General features: G+C 65.9%; 17 protein-coding genes and 1 tRNA gene. 7 read left to right on the top strand and 11 right to left on the bottom strand.

The genetic code is table 11. The annotated features are described in order from the left end of the window. Positions 1–13: 13 nt before the first annotated feature. Together LOC57_RS10625 and LOC57_RS10630 are read right to left on the bottom strand one after the other, a co-directional pair. Positions 14–1441, bottom strand: coding sequence for a mycothione reductase (locus LOC57_RS10625; protein WP_229959619.1), 1428 nt, complete (start codon positions 1439–1441; stop codon positions 14–16). 46 nt (positions 1442–1487) lie between these two features. Further along, positions 1488–4886 carry a pyruvate carboxylase gene (locus LOC57_RS10630; RefSeq protein ID WP_229959621.1) on the bottom strand — a complete coding sequence of 1133 codons (3399 nt, stop codon included), beginning with the start codon at positions 4884–4886 and terminating at the stop codon, positions 1488–1490. Positions 4887–5165: 279 nt separating this feature from the next. On the opposite strand from LOC57_RS10630, the gene LOC57_RS10635 reads away from it, so the two are divergent. Next, positions 5166–6005 (top strand): ParA family protein, encoded by an 840-nt coding sequence (locus LOC57_RS10635; RefSeq protein ID WP_227910823.1) that lies wholly within the window; start codon positions 5166–5168, stop codon positions 6003–6005. Positions 6006–6123: 118 nt separating this feature from the next. Here the strand turns inward: LOC57_RS10635 and LOC57_RS10640 are convergent, their stop codons facing one another. The 4 genes from LOC57_RS10640 to LOC57_RS10655 all read right to left on the bottom strand — a co-directional run bounded on the left by LOC57_RS10640 (position 6124) and on the right by LOC57_RS10655 (position 8652). Beyond that, the gene (locus LOC57_RS10640) at positions 6124–6705 is read right to left on the bottom strand and encodes a MerR family transcriptional regulator (protein WP_283996607.1); all 582 of its coding nucleotides are present in this window, start codon (positions 6703–6705) and stop codon (positions 6124–6126) included. Positions 6706–6897: 192 nt separating this feature from the next. Beyond that, the gene (locus tag LOC57_RS10645) at positions 6898–7392 is read right to left on the bottom strand and encodes a bifunctional nuclease family protein (protein WP_227910822.1); all 495 of its coding nucleotides are present in this window, start codon (positions 7390–7392) and stop codon (positions 6898–6900) included. A gap of 2 nt (positions 7393–7394) precedes the next feature. Beyond that, positions 7395–8144, bottom strand: a complete 750-nt coding sequence (gene ftsR / locus LOC57_RS10650) for a transcriptional regulator FtsR (protein ID WP_229959622.1) — start codon at positions 8142–8144, stop codon at positions 7395–7397. A gap of 19 nt (positions 8145–8163) precedes the next feature. After that, entirely contained in the window at positions 8164–8652 is a 489-nt protein-coding gene (locus LOC57_RS10655) for an FHA domain-containing protein (protein ID WP_227910820.1), read from the bottom strand. Positions 8653–9105: 453 nt separating this feature from the next. On the opposite strand from LOC57_RS10655, the gene LOC57_RS10660 reads away from it, so the two are divergent. Continuing rightward, complete coding sequence (locus LOC57_RS10660) at positions 9106–9654, top strand: hypothetical protein (RefSeq protein ID WP_229959624.1); 549 nt, start codon at positions 9106–9108, stop codon at positions 9652–9654. A gap of 143 nt (positions 9655–9797) precedes the next feature. On the opposite strand, the gene LOC57_RS10665 is transcribed toward LOC57_RS10660, so the two are convergent. Together LOC57_RS10665 and LOC57_RS10670 are read right to left on the bottom strand one after the other, a co-directional pair. Beyond that, entirely contained in the window at positions 9798–11285 is a 1488-nt protein-coding gene (locus LOC57_RS10665; RefSeq protein ID WP_229959626.1) for a choice-of-anchor A family protein, read from the bottom strand. An 88-nt stretch (positions 11286–11373) separates the two neighbouring features. After that, positions 11374–11736 (bottom strand): hypothetical protein, encoded by a 363-nt coding sequence (locus tag LOC57_RS10670; RefSeq protein ID WP_229959628.1) that lies wholly within the window; start codon positions 11734–11736, stop codon positions 11374–11376. Here LOC57_RS10670 and LOC57_RS10675 point away from each other — a divergent pair. The 4 genes from LOC57_RS10675 to LOC57_RS10690 all read left to right on the top strand — a co-directional run bounded on the left by LOC57_RS10675 (position 11735) and on the right by LOC57_RS10690 (position 13801). Beyond that, on the top strand, positions 11735–11947 hold the full coding sequence (locus LOC57_RS10675) for a hypothetical protein (protein WP_229959630.1): 213 nt from the start codon (positions 11735–11737) through the stop codon (positions 11945–11947). The genes LOC57_RS10670 and LOC57_RS10675 overlap by 2 nt on opposite strands. Positions 11948–12075: 128 nt before the next feature. Next, positions 12076–12843: an SDR family NAD(P)-dependent oxidoreductase gene (locus LOC57_RS10680; RefSeq protein ID WP_229959632.1), complete on the top strand. Its 768-nt coding sequence runs from the start codon at positions 12076–12078 to the stop codon at positions 12841–12843. Between the two features lie 48 nt (positions 12844–12891). Then, positions 12892–13380, top strand: a complete 489-nt coding sequence (locus LOC57_RS10685) for a helix-turn-helix transcriptional regulator (protein WP_229959633.1) — start codon at positions 12892–12894, stop codon at positions 13378–13380. A gap of 10 nt (positions 13381–13390) precedes the next feature. Continuing rightward, positions 13391–13801, top strand: a complete 411-nt coding sequence (locus LOC57_RS10690) for a VOC family protein (protein WP_229959635.1) — start codon at positions 13391–13393, stop codon at positions 13799–13801. 6 nt (positions 13802–13807) lie between these two features. Here the strand turns inward: LOC57_RS10690 and LOC57_RS10695 are convergent, their stop codons facing one another. Next, positions 13808–14896: a PQQ-dependent sugar dehydrogenase gene (locus tag LOC57_RS10695; RefSeq protein WP_229959637.1), complete on the bottom strand. Its 1089-nt coding sequence runs from the start codon at positions 14894–14896 to the stop codon at positions 13808–13810. A gap of 113 nt (positions 14897–15009) precedes the next feature. Here LOC57_RS10695 and LOC57_RS10700 point away from each other — a divergent pair, with 113 nt between their 5' ends. Then, the gene (locus tag LOC57_RS10700; protein WP_229959641.1) at positions 15010–15537 is read left to right on the top strand and encodes an alpha/beta fold hydrolase; all 528 of its coding nucleotides are present in this window, start codon (positions 15010–15012) and stop codon (positions 15535–15537) included. 65 nt (positions 15538–15602) lie between these two features. On the opposite strand, the gene LOC57_RS10705 is transcribed toward LOC57_RS10700, so the two are convergent. Together LOC57_RS10705 and der are read right to left on the bottom strand one after the other, a co-directional pair. Next, positions 15603–15676: transfer RNA gene (locus LOC57_RS10705), tRNA-Pro, on the bottom strand. Positions 15677–15986: 310 nt separating this feature from the next. Further along, positions 15987–17549, bottom strand: coding sequence for a ribosome biogenesis GTPase Der (gene der, locus LOC57_RS10710; RefSeq protein ID WP_227910810.1), 1563 nt, complete (start codon positions 17547–17549; stop codon positions 15987–15989). Positions 17550–17610 lie beyond the last annotated feature (61 nt).

The raw sequence follows: 17610 nt of genomic DNA on the forward strand, positions 1-17610 counted from the left end.
GGGCAGGAACCCCTTAAAGGCGGTTCCTGCCCGGCTTTTCGTTTGTCTTGAGCGAGAGCAGCGCGTTCTCCACAACTTCGGTCAGGGCCGGGTGGATCCAGTACTGGCCGCGGGCCATAGTCGCTGCGTCCAGCCCGAATTCCATGGCCTGGACCAGCGGCTGGATCAGCATGGAGGCCTCGTGACCCATGATGTGCGCGCCCAGCAGCCGGCCGGTTTCCTTTTCAGCCAGGAGCTTGACGAAGCCGGTGGAGTCCTCCATGGCCCAGCCGTACGCCGTTGAGCCGTACTCCTGCACCGCCAGGGCGAGTTCCACTCCCCGGGCTTCGGTGTCGGCGCAGGCCTGCTCTTCGGTCATTCCCACGCTGGCGATCTGCGGGCTGCTGAAAACTGCCGCAGGGACGTACCGGTGGTCCATCTCCCGCAGGTCATCGGGGTGCACCAGGTTGTGGGCCACCACGCGGGCCTCATGGTTGGCTACGTGCTTGAGCTGGTAGGGGCTGCTTATATCGCCCAGGGCCCAAAGATCCGGCACCGGTTCTCCGCCGGCCAGCACCCGGCCGAACCCGTCCACCGCGAGCCGTCCGTCCGGCGTGGCGTCGAAACCGGCCGCGGCTATGTCCAGCCGGTCGGTATTCGGTTTGCGCCCGGTAGCGGCCAGCACCACGTCCACGTCCAGTTCCCGGGTGCCGCCCGGACTGCTGAGCACGGCATGTACGGAACCGTCGGCGTTTTCTTTCAGCGAATCCACGGTGGTGTTCAGCTGCAGGTCCCACTGCTTGGCTGCTTCTGCGGTAAAGCGCTCGGACAGGGTGCCGTCCAGGGAGCGCAGCAACGCCTCCGAGCGGACGGCCATGGTGACCCGGGACCCCAGTGCCGAGAAAACGAAACCGAATTCGGCCGCAATGTATCCCCCGCCGATGATCAGTACCCGGGCAGGCAGGTCATCAATGCGCATGACCGTGTCGGAGGTGTGCACCTGCGGCAGGTCCATGCCCGGGGTGTCCGGGAGTACCGGACGGGAACCGGCAGCCACAACGATCCGGTCAGCGGTGATCTTCTCCCCCGACTCGGTGACCAAGGCGTGCGGCGAAGTGAAGCGTACGTTCTCGCTGTACAGCGTGACGTTGTCCAGTTCCTCGTCCCGGTACCGCCGGCCGCCCTCGGAGATGGCATCAATGCGGGTAAAGATGCGGTCCCGGACCTCCCGCCAGCGGACCCCCTGCATGGACGTATCCACGCCCAGCCGGACGCCGTCGGCAGCGGCGGCCGCCAGCTGGGCGGGATATACGAACATCTTGGTGGGGATGCATCCGACGTTCAGGCACGTTCCCCCGAACGTGCCGCCGTCAATGACGGCCACCCGCTTGCCGTCCCAATCCGGGGTGATTATGGAGTTGCCGGAGCCTGAACCGATGATGGCTAGATCGTAGTGGGTCACTCCCCCAGTCTAGGCAGTCGGCCCCGCCGCTACATTTCCGCGGACCTCACTTGGGTGCGATCACCAGCAGGAGGTCCCCGCCCTGGACCTGCTCCACGGTGGAGATGGCCACCCTCTCCACGGTGCCGGCGACAGGTGCCGTAATGGAGGCTTCCATCTTCATCGCCTCAATGGTGGCCACCGTTTCCCCGGCGGCCACTTCGGCGCCTTCCTTGGCCGTGACGGTGACGGCTCCGGCGAACGGAGCAGCGACGTGCCCGGGCTCGGCCGGGTCGGCACGCTCCGCCGTTTTGCTGGAGCTCTCGATGCTCCGGTCCCGGACCGAGACGGGCCGCATCTGCCCGTTGAGCGTGGTCATGACCGTACGCATGCCCTTCTCATCGGGTTCGGACACCGCGTCCAGGGCCGCAATCAGCTTTACGCCCTTCTCCAGCTCAATGACATGCTCCTCACCGCGGCGCAGCCCGTACAGGTAGTCCCGGGTTTCCAGCACGGAAACGTCGCCGTAGGTTTCCCGGACCGTGGCGAATTCCTTCGCCGGGCCTGCGAAGAGCAGCCGGTTCAGGGTTTCCTGCCGGGTGGCGGAATCCGCCTGCAGTCCGGCCTTGTCCACCTCCGTCAGCTCAACGCGGCGGGGCTTGACCTCGCGTCCCTGCAGCGCCTTGGTCCGGAAGGGCTCGGGCCAGCCTCCCGGCGGGTCGCCGAGTTCACCGCTGAGGAAGCCGATCACCGAATCCGGGATGTCGTAGTTCTGCGGGTTCTCCTCGAAGTCTTCCGGGGAGACATTGGAACCGACCAGCTGCAGGGCCAGGTCCCCCACGACCTTGGACGACGGCGTGACTTTCACCAGGCGGCCCAGGATCCGGTCTGCGGCGCTGTACATGTCTTCGATGGCTTCAAACCGCTCGCCAAGCCCCAGCGCGATGGCCTGCTGGCGGAGGTTCGAGAGCTGCCCGCCGGGAATCTCGTGCATGTAGACCCGCCCGGTGGGTCCGGCCAGGCCCGACTCGAACGGTGCGTAGACCCGGCGCACCGCCTCCCAGTAGGGCTCCAGCGCCCCTACGTTCGCCAAGCTGATACCGGTGTCACGTTCGGTGTTGGTCAGCGAGGCGACCAGTGAGGACATGGCCGGCTGGCTGGTGGTTCCGGCCAGCGGCGCGCTGGCAACATCGACGGCGTCCACGCCGGCTTCCGCCGCCGCCAGCAGGGTGGCGAGCTGTCCGCCGGCGGTGTCGTGGGTGTGCAGGTGCACGGGCAGGTCGAAACGCTCCCGCAGGGCTGACACCAGTTTCGCGGCAGCGGCCGGGCGGAGGAGCCCGGCCATGTCCTTGATGGCCAGAATGTGCGCGCCGGCGTCCACCATCCGCTGGGCCAGGTCCAGGTAGTAGTCCAGCGTGTAGAGCGTCTCATCAGGGTTGAGCATGTCTGCGGTGTAGCAAAGCGCCACCTCGGCCACGGCTGTTCCGGTCCTGCGGACGGCCTGGATGGCCGGTTCCATCTGTGAGACGTCATTGAGCGCGTCGAAGATCCGGAAAATGTCGACGCCGGTGGCTGCGGCCTCCTCCACGAAGGCATCCGAAACCTCCGTGGGGTACGGGGTGTAACCGACGGTATTGCGGCCGCGCAGCAGCATCTGGATGCATACGTTGGGCAGTGCGTGCCGCAGTGCGGCCAGTCGCTCCCAGGGGTCCTCGCCCAGGAAGCGGAGGGCGACGTCGTACGTGGCACCGCCCCAGGCCTCCACGGAGAGCAGCTCCGGTGTCAGTGCTGCCACTGCCGGTGCGGCGGCGACAAGGTCACGGGTCCGCACGCGGGTTGCCAGCAGCGACTGGTGTGCGTCGCGGAAGGTAGTGTCGGTGACGGCCAGCGCGGTTTGCCTGCGCAGCTCCGCGGCAAAACCCTCCGGGCCCAGCTCCTGCAGCCGCTGCCTGGAGCCCGGCCGAGCCTCCGGCAGCGGGGACGGGAGCTTCTCTGCCGGGTCGATGTGGACGGCTGCTTCGCCGTAGGGCTTGTTGACGGTAACGTCCGCCAGCCAATTAAGCAGTTTGGTGCCGCGGTCCGCGGAGCCGCGCGCGTTGAGCAGCTCGGGGCGTTCCTCAATGAAGGAGGTGGCAACGTCGCCGGCCACAAAATCAGGATCATCCAGCACGGCCTGGAGGAAGGAAATGTTGGTGGCCACCCCGCGGATCCGGAACTCGGCCAGCGCCCGGCGGGCACGGTTCACGGCAATCGGGTAGGTCCGGCCCCGGCAGGTCAGCTTCACCAGCATGGAGTCGAAGTGTGGACTGATCTCGGCACCTGCGTAGACCGTGCCGCCGTCGAGCCGCACTCCGGCGCCGCCGGCTGACCGGTACGCGGTGATCCGTCCAACGTCGGGACGGAAGCCGTTGGCCGGGTCTTCGGTGGTGATCCGGCACTGCAGTGCGGCACCGCGCACCTGCAGCTCGTCCTGTGCCAGGCCCAGGTCCGCCAGGCTCTCCCCCGCCGCGATCCGCAGCTGGGACTGGACAATGTCCACGTCGGTGATTTCCTCCGTGACGGTGTGCTCCACCTGCACGCGGGGATTCATCTCGATAAAGACGTGCTGGCCGGCCCGCTCACCCACGGTGTCCACCAGGAACTCGACGGTTCCGGCGTTGACGTATTTCAGTGCCTTGGCGAACTTCACCGCGTCGCGGTAAAGCGCCTGCCGGATGTTCTCGTCCAGGTTGGGCGCCGGGGCAATTTCCACCACCTTCTGGTGGCGGCGCTGCAGCGAGCAGTCCCGCTCGAACAGGTGCACAATGTTGCCCTCGTTGTCCGCCAGGATCTGCACTTCAATGTGCCGGGGGCGCAGCACCGCCTGTTCCAGGAAGACGGTGGGATCACCGAAAGCGGTCTCCGCCTCGCGCATGGCGGCCTGCAGCGCCTCCGGAAGTTTGTCCGCGGTATCCACGCGGCGCATTCCGCGGCCGCCTCCACCCGCGACGGCCTTAACGAAAATGGGGAAGCCGATGTCCTCCGCCTCACCCAGCAGCTTCTCGACGTCGGCGCTGGGCTGGGTGGAGCGCAGGACCGGGATACCCGCTTCCCGGGCTGCGTTCAGGGCATGGACCTTATGGCCTGCCAATTCCAGGATGTCGGCGGCGGGACCCACAAAGGTGATGCCGGCGTCGGCCGCGGCCCGGGCCAGCTGCGCGTTTTCCGACAGGAAGCCGTAACCGGGGTAGATGGCGTCGCAGCCGGACTCCTTGGCCACCCGGACGATTTCGTCCACATCCAGGTACGCCCGGACCGGATGCCCCTCTTCACCGATCAGGTAGGCCTCGTCGGCCTTTTGCCGGTGAATGGAGTTGCGGTCCTCGTGCGGAAATACGGCTACGGTCTTGGCACCGAGTTCATAGGCCGCCCGGAAGGCACGGATGGCGATTTCGCCCCGGTTGGCTACCAATATCTTCGAGAACATGGGTCTCCTGCGTCTATTGCGGGCTGGGGCACCTGGACAGTACCGCCTGTATCGGATTCTACCTACGCTGTCGGGCCATCGGCAGAACGCACCGAAGCCCGCCTGCGGGCGCAACTCCGGGAGAACAGCGCTGCCTGGACCGTGCCGGGGCTCACACTGTTGCACCAGTGTAAGCGCCACCCCTGCAAATCCCTGATGCGAGGGTAACCGTAGTCCGTCACATAGAATGAGTGTGCAGCCTCCAGTGATTCCTAGACACGTTAGGTTTTGGTTCAACAAGTGCAAGTAGTGAGCATCAGCAGCCTGAAGGGCGGCGTCGGCAAGACCTCCGTCACTCTGGGTCTGGCATCCGCCGCGCTGGCCGCGGGCATTCCGACCCTGGTCGTGGACCTGGACCCGCACGCTGATGCAACCACGGGCCTGGGCGTCAGTGCGGGAAACCAGCTGGGCATCGGCGAGATGCTGCGCAGTCCCCGCCGGGTCCAGTTCAGCGACAACGTGGTGCCCAGCGGCTGGGTGGAGAACGCCCGCCGCCTGGCCAAGGACACCGGCAAGCGCCCCGTGCTGGACGTTGCCATGGGCTCGGCTTATTCGGGTATCTACGACCGCCCGGATCTGGGCAAGCGGGATCTCCGCCGCCTGACCAACCTGCTCTCCCGGGTCACCGGCTACGGGCTGGTCCTCATCGACTGCCCGCCATCCCTGAACGGGCTGACCCGCATGGCATGGACCGCCAGCAACCGGGTGCTGCTGGTTGCCGAACCCGGCCTGTTTTCCGTTGCCGGAACCGAGCGGACCATGCGTGCCCTTGAACTTTTCCGGGAGGAGTTCGCTCCCAACCTCGCTCCGGCGGGGATCATTGCCAACCGGGTCCGTCCCAGTTCCAATGAGCATGTTTTCCGGTTGGCTGAAATGAAGCAGATGTTCGGCGATCTGCTGCTTAGCCCCACCATTGCCGAGCAGGCCAACTGGCAGCAGATTCAGGGTGCAGCGCATTCCGTCCACCACTGGCCCGGCGAATCCGCCAAGCAGGCCTCCGGAACCTTTGATGCGTTGCTGAAGAACCTCATGGACACGGGCAGTGTGCGCAACCGCGTGATGCGGCGCCCGGTCGCGTAAACCAAGACAGCATCTGAGCATCCGCTGAGGATTCACCGTACAAATGCAGGAAGGCCACCCCGCGGGGTGGCCTTCCTGCATTCGTCATAGCGTTATTGCCGGCGCTGCCGGCAGGAGACTAGCTGATTTTGCGGGCGATCCGGCGCTGGCTCAGCTCGTCGCCGGGAAAGTCATTGACGTGTTCGCTCGGGAGCTGGGCCAGGCTGCCTTCAACCTCTCGCCACACGCGGCCGACTGCAATTCCGAAGACACCCTGTCCGCCCTGCACCAGGTCAATGACCTCGTCTGCGGAGGTGCATTCGTACACACTGGCGCCGTCGCTCATCAGGGTGATCTGCGCCAGATCCTCCACGCCGCGCTCCCGCAGGTGTTCCACCGCGGTACGGATCTGTTGGAGCGATACCCCGGTGTCCAAAAGGCGCTTGACGACTTTCAGTACCAGGATGTCGCGGAAACTGTACAGCCGCTGGGTACCGGAGCCGGCCGCACCGCGTACGGCAGGTTCAACGAGCCCGGTCCGGGCCCAGTAATCCAGCTGGCGGTAGGTGATTCCGGCGGCCTTGCAGGCCGTGGGACCGCGGTAGCCGGCGTCTTCATCCAGCACAGGCAGGTCCTCCGTGAACAGCAAGCCCTGCGCACTCTGGGAAGGGATGCTCCCCGGTGCTGCGGCATGCTGGCCGGCATCGCCTTTCGGACTCACTTGTGCCTCCTAGTAACGGTTCCCCTGGGGGTCGGCACTGGCCGGAGCTGTCGGGGCTTTCTCAGTGTCCCCCGAGAACTCCCCCGGTGCAATGGGAACTCTATGTCTTCGACGTTAGAACTGACGGGCACCAAGGTCAAAGAGGCGGCGGAACTTTCCGCAGCGTGTCGGACCCGGGGACCGGAAAAGCGTCTAGCGCTCGAAGTCTTCAGGCTCGACGTCGGCCAGGAATTCGCGGAACTGCCGCATTTCCTGCTCGGCGTTGTCCTGCTCTTCCTCGCCGTCGTCGTCAGCGTCGGCAATGCGGACGCCTGCCTCGTCAAGGACCTGGTCGGCGCAGTAAATAGGGCAGGGGATGCGCAGGGCCACTGCGATGGCGTCAGAGGCACGTGAATTGACCGCTGTGCCGTCCTCGAAGACGATCTCGGCGTGGAAGACGGTGTCCTCCACGGAGATCAGCCGAACGAGGCTGACCTCGCGCTTGAGCGCGTGGATGAGGTTCACCAGCAGGTCATGGGTCATGGGGCGCGGCGGAACAATGCCCTGCTGCACAAAAGCGATTGCGCTGGCCTCGGGCGCCCCGATCCAGATGGGCAGGTGGCGTTCCCCGTTTATTTCCTTGAGCAGGACCAGCGGTTGGTTGGACGGCAGTTCAATCCGGACACCCACAACTTCGACTTCCTGCATGCTCAGGACTCCATCCGCGCGATCTGGCCGTGGACCAGCGCACTGTGCAGGCTCAGGCACAGGTCGCTGATTTCCCGTGCGGTTTCGGCAGCTCTGGCTTTGGACGCAACGTCGCGCCGGGACGCAACCGGAGCAACCACACGTTCCACCAGGCCCAGTTCACGATCCGCTGCGGCACGGAAAGGGCGCAGGTGCCGCGGCTCGATGCCATGGGCTTCAAGCTGGGCGCACGCCTTGGCCACTTTCAGCGCGTGCTCGTCGTAGTTCTCATCGGCCGGCCCGATCAGGCCGTAGCTGGCCAAACTCCGCACCAGCTCGGCGCTGGCTCCGGATTCCTGCACCAGTTCGTCAAACGTCAGTGTCCGCGCGTGTGCTCGGGCCGACAGCTCTCCGGCCAGCTGGTCGGAAACAACTCGCGGTGCCAAGGACATCCCGCCGGGGAGGGATTCGGGCCGTTCACCCCGGTCGATCGCATCAAGGTAATCCTTGATGACCTTCAGGGGCAGGTACTGGTCTCGCTGGAGGGCAAGCACAAAGCGGAGGCGCTCGACGTCGGCGGTGCTGTATTTCCGGTAGCCGGCCGCCGTACGCTGCGGCGTCACCAGACCCTTTTCCTCCAGGAAACGGATCTTGGACGCGCTGATGGCGGGGAAATCCCCGCTGAGCTCGCCGAGTACTTCACCGATGTTCAGCACCCTGCCGCGCAGCCGTTCGGGTCCGGTGCTGCGCCTGACGGACTGAGATGCTGACATGACTACTACCTTATCTGCCCTACGCCTGTGCCGGCGCCTGGTTTCCTGCAGATGCGGGCCGGGCAGCATAGAAAGTCAGGCGGAACTTGCCGATCTGCACTTCGCTGCCGGTGCGCAGCAGCACGCTGTCCACGCGGTCGTTGTTGACATAGGTGCCGTTCAGGCTCATGGCATCCACTACCCGGAATCCTTCTGCAGTGCGCCGGAACTCCACATGCTTGCGGGACACCGTCACGTCGTCCAGGAAAACGTCCGCGTTGGGGTGCCGTCCTGCAGTGGTGACGTCTTGGTCCAGCAGGAAACGCGCACCTGCGTTGGGGCCGGTGTGGGCAATCAGCAGGGCGGAGCCCGCCGGAAGGGCCGCGACCGCGGCGCGCTCGTCCGGGGTGAGCTTAGGCTCCACCGTGGTGGAGTCTGAGATTGGCGGAAGACTGATGGATGTGGTGTCTTCCGAGCTGGGTTCCCGTCGGTCGCCCGTTCGTTCGGCGCTGTACTGCTCGCCCGCCATGTGCAATTTCCTCCCCAAAAAGAAAACTGATCAGCCAGTTGTCCTGGCTGACCCGGTTCCGATGACTGTTTCTGCCTTACCTGCTGTATTAGCCTACCCGCTGCCGGCCTCCAACGGCACTGGTTGTTCAGGGGCGTCGAAACATGCTGTCGCGCCGGGTCCCTTCCACCTCCGTCTGAGCGGTCGGATGAGGCGCTGCGGCGGAGCACTGCGTCGCCGGACCGGCCATGGCCCCCCGGGCCCTGCCCAACGCGGGGCGGTTCCAACTGGCCGGCGGCCTGCCGGCGCCCCGTCAAGTACGGGGGCCGGCAGGGACCTTTGCTATGGGAAGGATGGACCGGCAGAGCGTTCTACTCCCGAACTCCGCGGCGGCGAACGAAGTAAAGCCCGGCCGCACCGGCTGTCAGCATTCCGCCTGCGGCCAGCAGGCTGAGCGACGTACCGGTTGTTCCGGTGTTGGCCAAGCCTGCCCGTTCGGGCTGCGATGAATCCACAGCACCCATGCACGGAGGCGAGACGGCCAGGACCCTGTCAACCGTCAAGCCCGTTACGGTCAACGAGGGGTCAGTTGCCGTCGAACTCGGCTCGGGGTCCGTCATCGGCGGGCTCGGCTCCGAGGTAGTCATCGGCGGGCTGGGCTCCGAGGTAGTCACCGGCGGGCTGGGCTCCGTCGTCGTCGGGCTGGGCGAAGGCTCCGTGGGCGTCGGGGTCGGCGCCGGGACTGTAGGCGTAGGCTCCGGGACGCCTGACGTGGGCACGGGATCCGGATCGGTTGGCGTTGGCGCCGGCTCTGTAGGGGCGGGCGCCAGCGAGGGGGAACACGTGGGTGTGGGGTCGGTAAGGGACATAAGTATGCCGTTTTCCAACGAAACGGCATTGCTGACCTGGGCCGAGGACGCCGGTTCAAGCGCGGCGGCGGACGGGGCGGTGGCCAGGGAGCCTGTCAGGGCGAACCCTGTCGCGAGGCTGCACATAGTAGTGACAATTAGGGCTCTTGAGTGACGTTTAGTGTGCATAGGCCAGAGGCTTGCACCTTGGTTTCCGCTCGACAACAGTAAATGCAAAAGTTCGCATGAGTTTCACGCTGGCCCCACCCGCCACATAGGTAGTGCCTGCACCGATCCGTGCCTGGCGTGCGTTCCCGGCTATTCGCGCGATCCACGGCCCCGGGCAAGATAGATTCCCGTGCCTCCTGCCAGCACGAGCGCTGCGGAAAGCCAGCGCAGAGCCGCAGGCCCGGTACCAGTGTTGGGTAGCTGGGGCCGCACAGTCTGGGCCGGTAGCGGGTTGGCGGCTGGCAGACAGGCCCGAGTAGTGGTCGGTTCCGGAGTAGGCGTGATTGTCGGAGTAGGCGTGATTGTCGGGGTCGGCGTGGTTGTCGGGGTCGGCGTGATCGTCGGTGTGGGAGTGGGCGTTGGGGTGGGAGTTGGGGTCGGCGGGCACGTCGTGGGCGTGGGCGTGGGCTCCGGAGTGGGAGTGGGAGTCGGCGTCGGAGTGGGAGTTGGCGTCGGAGTCGGAGTGGGAGTAGGTGTCGGATCTGCGCAGCTCAACGTGGTGGCGAACGCCTCACTGTGGATCTCGCGCGGTCCTGTCTCCCGCTCGTTCAAAGCCCCGTGGGTGAGCGAGCCCGCGATAATGTTTCCTTCAATGTTCTGGGTGGTGAGCCAAGCGACGTCCGCGTTCGGTGCATACAACGTTCCCTGCAGGGCGGCCCCTCCCGTGGCGGTAACACTGGTGGCGAAAGGGAAGTTCCACATGATATACGGTGCTTGGGCCCGGCCTATGCCGGCAAGGTTCGGGGTGGTTCCGTTGAACGAGGTCCCAGAGACATTGACCAGCAATGGTGTGGCCGCGGTGGGCTGGTTGGTGAAGGTAAGGACGTCCAGGGCGTCCAGTTCCTCGGCCGTGAGGTTCAGGACGTTGGTCTGGCCTTCCACGAGGGTGATGTAGGCGTTGGTCCCGGCAGCCACCGGACGGGGCAACGGATCGCCGTTGGCGTTGCGCAGTGCCAAGGTCTCGGTGCAGGCCCCCATCTCCTGGGTGAGCGCCCGGTATTGGGTGAAAGCGCCGGGAATGTCGACAATGCCCTCGGTCGCGGCGACGGATGCGGGAGTCTGGCGGACCGTGCCATTGATCTGGGGCGTGGACGTGTACGGCTGACCGAACTCGGTCAACCGGTAATTCACTTGAGCGCCGTTCGGGTCCACGTCGTACGCCGTGTAGGTGCTCGTGTCCCCGACCTTCGTGGTGCCCTGGTTCACGCTGACGATTGACCCGTTGTCCGGCCAGGCGATTCCTCCCCCGACCCAAAGCGACACCGGAGCCGGATCACCGGGTGCAGTGGGTGTCTGGAGTACTTCCGAAATGGCGATGTTGTAGGAGGTGCTGAAGCTCAGGTTCCCTCCAGTTGCGATGGAACCTTCCGATTCATCTGCATTGATGGCCGTATTTCCTTCCACAAAAACGAGGAATCCTGAGTTCGCCGGGGCGGCGTCGTTGATCCGGACAGGATTGACCGGCGCCAGTGCCGCGGCCGCGGGAGCCGTGAACAGCGTTCCTGCCACTGCAAGCCCTGCCGCCAGGCTGCAGACGGAAGGTAGGACCAGGGCCTTACGGAGCTTCAAATTTTGCATGCACCGAGGCTTCCATCCCGCCTTTCACCCTGCAACCGAAACGGTGGTAATGGATGCTTCGGGACCCGGATCCAAAGAAAGGGGGCAGCTATGGCGCCTCCACTGTCTGCTGATGATGGATCAACTGAGGCCAACCCGCGTCGAGAAGGTAGCTGGACAGCATCACGGCCTGGTACTCGTCGGGGCCGCGGTTGCCTGTGAACCTGTACGCGATGCTTGCTGTGTCGGCCGTACCGAAATACCAGAACGGGTCGATATCGATTCGGTCCCAGGGAGCGGAGGCTTGAATGGCTGCAACGCATTCCCCCTTGTTGAGCACGGCACCGGGGACGATGACCAGAGCGTCCCGGTGCAGCAGGTCCTCATATGCCGGTGCACCTTCCAGGGCCAGCCGCCGTTCCAGACGGACAAGCTCCTCCCGTGCGAGCTCCGTTGGGATGTTGTCACTCATGTCCCTCCACCCACTCAACGAGTTGGACTATCAGACCGTTCGGATCCCGGTACTAGGCAAACCGCTCGCCCCAGGGTTCGGTTTCCGGAGGCGTGACGACATCTATGCCCCGTTGTACCAGCTGCTCATGGACTCCGTCCAAGCCCTCTACGACCAGCACCTGCAGCAGGCCTTCCAGCAGCAGGCCCGCCGGTTTCCGGTGACAGGATAATGCGCCGGCGGCGGCGCCGGAAGCGCGCTGCCCATTAACCTCCGCCGGGGGGCAATAGCGCGGCCACGGGTGACACCGGTGTTCCCGGCCTGCAAGTTTGCGGGATAGAGCTGACCGAAGGAGAAAACATGCCGGTTCAAGGATCAGTTGCAGTTGTCTACGGAGCCGCGGGCGCCATCGGCAGCGCGGTGGCTTCGGCCTTCGCCGCCCGGGGCGCCCGGCTCTTCCTGGCGGGCAGGACGGACGAGCACCTGTCCCGAACCGCCGCGAAGCTTCGGGACCTCACCGCCGAGCCGGTGTCGACGCACGTGCTGGATGCCGCCGATCCTCTGGCGGTGGAGGACTTCACCAGGGAGGTAATCTCTTCAGCCGGACGGATCGATGTCGTGATCAACGCCGTCGGAATCCCGCTGGTGCAGGGAATCCCGCTGCTGGAGATGCCGCTGGCCGACCTCCTGGACCCGCTCACGGCCTGGCCGCGGACACAGTTCCTGACCGCGCGGGCAGCAGCCGGGCACATGGTCCGGCAGCAGGCGGGGACCATCCTGACCCTCTCCGCCTCGCCCGCCCGGATGTCGCTGGCGGGCGTGGGCGGATTCGCCGCGGCCTGCGCCGCCGTCGAGGCCCTGACGCGTACACTGGCGGCCGAGCTGGGCCCCTCAGGTGTACGCACTGTTTGCCTTCGGCCGCAGCGGATCGCCGAAACACTGGGCGACACACCCGATCTGCCGATGCCGGTGAGCGAATTCCGGACCTTTCTGGAATCCCTGACCAGCAGTAAAACCCTGCCGACGCTCGACGACGTCGCCCGCGCGGCGGTTTTCCTTGCCGATGGCGGGGCCGAGGCCATGAACGGCGCCGTGCTGAACCTTAGCTGCGGCATGAGCCCGGATTAAGCGGCGGTCAACCGGGACACTGGTCCGGCGGTGCGCAAAAATAGCCGTATGGATTCGGAGGACACGGGTTCGGCAAGCACGGGGTCGGCAGGTACAGCTTCGGCAGGTGCCCGGTCCCGGCGACTGGAGAACATCACGCTGATCCGCCGCGTTCGGGACCGGATCGACCGGGAGTATGCCCGGCCCCTGAATGTGGAGGAGCTGGCGCGCGGGGCGTATCTGTCCGCGGGACACCTCAGCCGTGAGTTCCGCCGCATCTATGGCGAGTCGCCGTATTCCTACCTGATGACCCGGCGGATTGAGCGCGCCATGACCTTATTGAGGCGCGGGGACCTCAGCGTAACGGAAATCTGCTTTGCGGTGGGTTTCTCCTCGCTGGGCACCTTCAGCACCCGCTTCACGGAACTGGTGGGGGTGCCGCCCAGCACCTACCGGCGCAGCCATGCTCCGGACGCGGCGGGCATTCCACCGTGCCAGGCGAAGCAGGTGACCAGGCCGGTCAGGAATCAAGAAGCGCACGCTGGCGCCCGCGCGTAGCCTTTCGAGCATGAACCTCAACATTCATTACACCTTCCTTCCACAGACCAACGCCGAAGCCGCTTTGGGCTTTTACCGCGATGTCCTCGGCTTCGAGGTGCGAAACGACGTCGGCTACGAGGACATGCGGTGGATCACCGTTGGCCCCGTGGACCAGCCGGAGACTTCCATCGTGCTGCAGCCGCCGGCTATCGATCCGGGGATTACCGACGCCGAGCGGCAGACCATCCTGGACCTCATCGCCAAGGGTGTGTATTCGTCCGTGACGCTGGCCACCGATGACCTCGACGGGTTGTTCGCGCGGCTGGAAGCGGCCGGGGCCGACGTCGTCCAGGAACCCATCGATCAGGACTACGGTGTGCGCGACTGCGCGTTCCGGGATCCGACCGGAAGCCTGATCCGGATCAACCAGATCGTTTAGCCGCCGTCACCCTTCCGGCTCCAGCCGGAGGACGCGGTCATCGTCCGGGCCTGGGCTTCCGCGGCCGTCAGTGTTGTTGGTGAGCACCCACAGGCTCCCGTCCGGTGCATTCACGACGTCGCGCAGCCGGCCGTACTCTCCGGCGAAGTACTCCGCGGAGCTGCCGGGGTCGCTGAGCGGAACCCGCCGCATGCGCTGGCCCCTCAGGTTCGCGATGTAGGCGTACCCGTTGGACACCGCCATCCCGCTGGGGCTCGCATCGTCCGGCGTCCACTGCTGCACCGGGTCAGTGAAACCGGCTTCCCCGGTGATGCCCTCTGCTTCAGGCCAGCCGTAGTTTTGGCCGGGAACAATCACGTTCAGCTCATCCCAGGTGTCCTGCCCGAATTCGGTCGCGTAGAGGACACCATTGGCGTCCCAGGCAATTCCCTGCGGATTGCGGTGCCCGTAGCTGTACACGAGCGAGCCGGGGAAGGGATTGTCCCCGGGCGCGGCGCCCTCGGGCGTCATCCGCAGGATCTTGCCCGAGACGGATTCCAGGTCCTGCGCGCTGGCGCGGTTTCCGGCGTCGCCCGTGGTGGCGTAGAGCATGCCGTCCGGGCCGAAGGCGATGCGTCCTCCGTTGTGGACTGGACCGGCGGGAATCCCGTCCAGTACCGTATCCGGCGGCCCCAGCTGCAGCGATCCGGCTGTTCCGACCAGTTCCCGCCGTTCAATCCGGTTCCCTTCCCCAGCGGTCAGGTAGGCGTAGAGGAACCCGTCCCGTACAGCAATCCCCAGCAAACCGCCCTCTCCCCTGCCTGCTGCATCGGCGACGGTTCCAACTTCGCGGCTGGTGCCCTCGCCGTCGAGCTCCAGGATCCGGCTCGAGTCGCGTTCGCTGACGAGCGGGACGCCTTCAAAGAACACGATGGACCACGGGGCGTCGAGGCCGGTGGTGATGGTGTCCGGGGCGGCAGCTCCAGACATAACCGTAGCCGGTGCCGGCGTTGCCGGGAGCGGTGTTCGCTGTCCGGTTCCGCCCGTTCCTGAACAGGCCGTAACCCCGGCCAGAGTCAGCACTGCCACAGCCGCTGCAGTTTGCCTGCTCCGCATCCCTTGTCCGTTCTCATGCCTGTTCCAAATGCCCCGCGTCCCGGTCCTGCCCGGGACCCGTACCCTATCCGCTGCTTTCGTTGGAAAATAGCGGTACGGGAATGGAGCACCAGATGGAAATCCTCTTTATCCACGGTGCCGGCGGCTGGGAAGATGACCAGCCGATGGCCGAGGCACTGTACGAACTACTGGGAGTACCTGTGTCGGCGCCGCGCTTTCCGGACGAGGACATGTCCGCAGCGGCCTGGCGCAGCGAAATCGAACGGCAACGGGCAGCCCTCGGGCCGGAACTGGTGATCGTAGGCCATTCGTTTGGAGCGTCCATGGCCCTGCAGCACTTCTCGGGCAGCCGGCCGGGCGACCCTCCGCTGGGACTCGCCCTCCTGGCCATGCCGTTCTGGGGCGCAGAGGGCTGGCAGGCGGAGTACGCCCTGCCGCCCGAAGCAGAACTGCCGGCGGGCCTGCCGGTCTGGCTGCACCACTGCCGGGACGACGACGTTGTGCCCTTCGGCCACCTCGGGCGCCACGCTGCCCGGCTTCCGCACGCCCGGGTCCGCGGCCATGCGACGGGCGGGCACCAGTTTCGCGACCGGATGACCGCCGTGGCCGATGACCTGGCGGCTCTGAGGCCGCAGCCCTGAGTCGGTGCATATGGGCTTGTTAACGACAAAAGCCTGACGAAACTTACGTTTCATCAGGCTATCTGTCGGGTTGACAGGATTTGAACCTGCGACCCCTTGACCCCCAGTCAAGTGCGCTACCAAGCTGCGCCACAACCCGTTACCCGGCCGGTTTATTTCCGGCCGAACCAACTCGAATACTCTACATCATAGTTGGCAAAAGTCCCGAATCGGCACGTACCCTCCCGAACAAACCCCTCTGCGGCAGCCGGGCGGCCGGGAAATCCGCCTACTGTACAGCTCCTGCTGTCCGGAGGTCCCGAAGGCAGCGTCAGCTGTACAGGAGACGGCCCGGGAGCGGTTCCGCGCCGCCTCCAACGCGGCGGGGCATCCCCGCAGAACGCGAGACCCCGGCCCCGCTCGCCCAGAAGGGAAGCCGGACCGGGGCACAAGACGCCGGAACTGACGGATTAGCGCTTGCTGTTCTTGCCGCGCTTCTCGCGCACCCGCATGGAAACCTCAATCGGCGTTCCTTCGAAGCCGAAGGTTTCGCGCAGGCGGCGGGTGATGAACCGGCGGTAGCCCGGGTCCAGGAAGCCGGTGGTGAACAGTACGAACTTCGGCGGGCGGGAGGACGCCTGCGTGCCGAAGAGGATGCGGGGCTGCTTGCCGCCGCGGACCGGGTGCGGGTGCGCGGCCACAAGCTCGCCCAGGAAGGCGTTGAGCTTGCCCGTCGGGATGCGCTTGTCCCAGTTTTCCAGGGCGGTGTCCAGGGCGGGCACCAGCTTGTCCTTGTGCCAGCCGGTCTTGGCCGAGATGTTCACGTGCGGGGCCCACTCCACGTGGGCGAGGTCGCGCTCGATTTCGGTCTTGAGGTAGCGGCGGCGGTCGTCGTCGAGCAGGTCCCACTTGTTGAAGGCGAGGACCAGTGCGCGGCCGGATTCGATCGCCAGCTGCAGGATGCGAACATCCTGCTCGCTGAGGACCTCGTCCACAGCCAGCAGCACGACGGCAACCTCGGCCTTTTCCAGCGCGGCCTGGGTGCGCAGCGAAGCGTAGAAGTCCGCACCCTGGGCCATGTGCTGGCGGCGGCGGATGCCTGCGGTATCCACGAAGCGCCAGGTACGGCCGCCCAGTTCAACCATTTCGTCCACCGGGTCGCGGGTGGTGCCGGCGAGGTCGTCAACAACCACGCGCTCGGATCCGGCCAGCTTGTTCAGCAGTGAGGACTTGCCCACGTTCGGGCGGCCGATCAGGGCGATGCGGCGCGGACCGCCGGAGCGGTCCAGTCCGCCGTAGGCGGAGTACTCCGGCAGCACGTCCAGGACGGCGTCCAGCATGTCGCCGGTGCCGCGGCCATGCAGGGCCGAAACCGGGTACGGCTCGCCGAAGCCCAGGCCCCAGAGGGACGAGGCGTCGGCTTCGTTCTGGATGTCGTCCACCTTGTTGGCGACGACGACGACGGGCTTGCCCTTGCCGCGCAGCATCCGCACCACGGCTTCATCCGTGGCGGTGATGCCTACTGTGGCATCAACCACCAGCATGACGGCGTCGGCGTGGTCGACGGCGATCTCGGCCTGGTCGGCCACGCGGGCGTGGATGCCGCGGGCGTCGTGTTCCCAGCCGCCGGTGTCCACAAGGGTGAAGTTCACGCCGTTCCAGGTGGCCGGGTAGGACACCCGGTCGCGGGTGACGCCGGGGGTATCCTCGACAACCGCTTCGCGGCGGCCCAGGATGCGGTTGACCAGGGTGGACTTGCCGACGTTCGGGCGGCCGACAATGGCCACCACGGGATCCTGGCGGAGGGGTGCGTCTTCGTCGAATTCGTCAAAGCCGCCGTCCAGCAGGGCAGCGTCTTCTTCGTCGAGCTCGTAGTCGTCAAGACCGGCGCGGAGGGAGCGGGCGCGAACCTCGGCCTCGTCGTCGTCGATGGCTGCGAGGCGCTCGTTGACCGAGTCGGTTCCTGCGGGGATGTACTCCTCCGCGGAGGCCCAATCACCGGCGGTGTCGTCGTTGAGAGGTTTTCCGTTCATAGAATTGCTTTCTTTCCGTTGAGGTCTGCAGCACTGCGCGTACAGGCCGTCGCCGGACGTT

It is taken from the genome of Arthrobacter sp. zg-Y750 (assembly GCF_020907365.1).
Classification (GTDB): Bacteria; Actinomycetota; Actinomycetes; order Actinomycetales; family Micrococcaceae; genus Arthrobacter_B.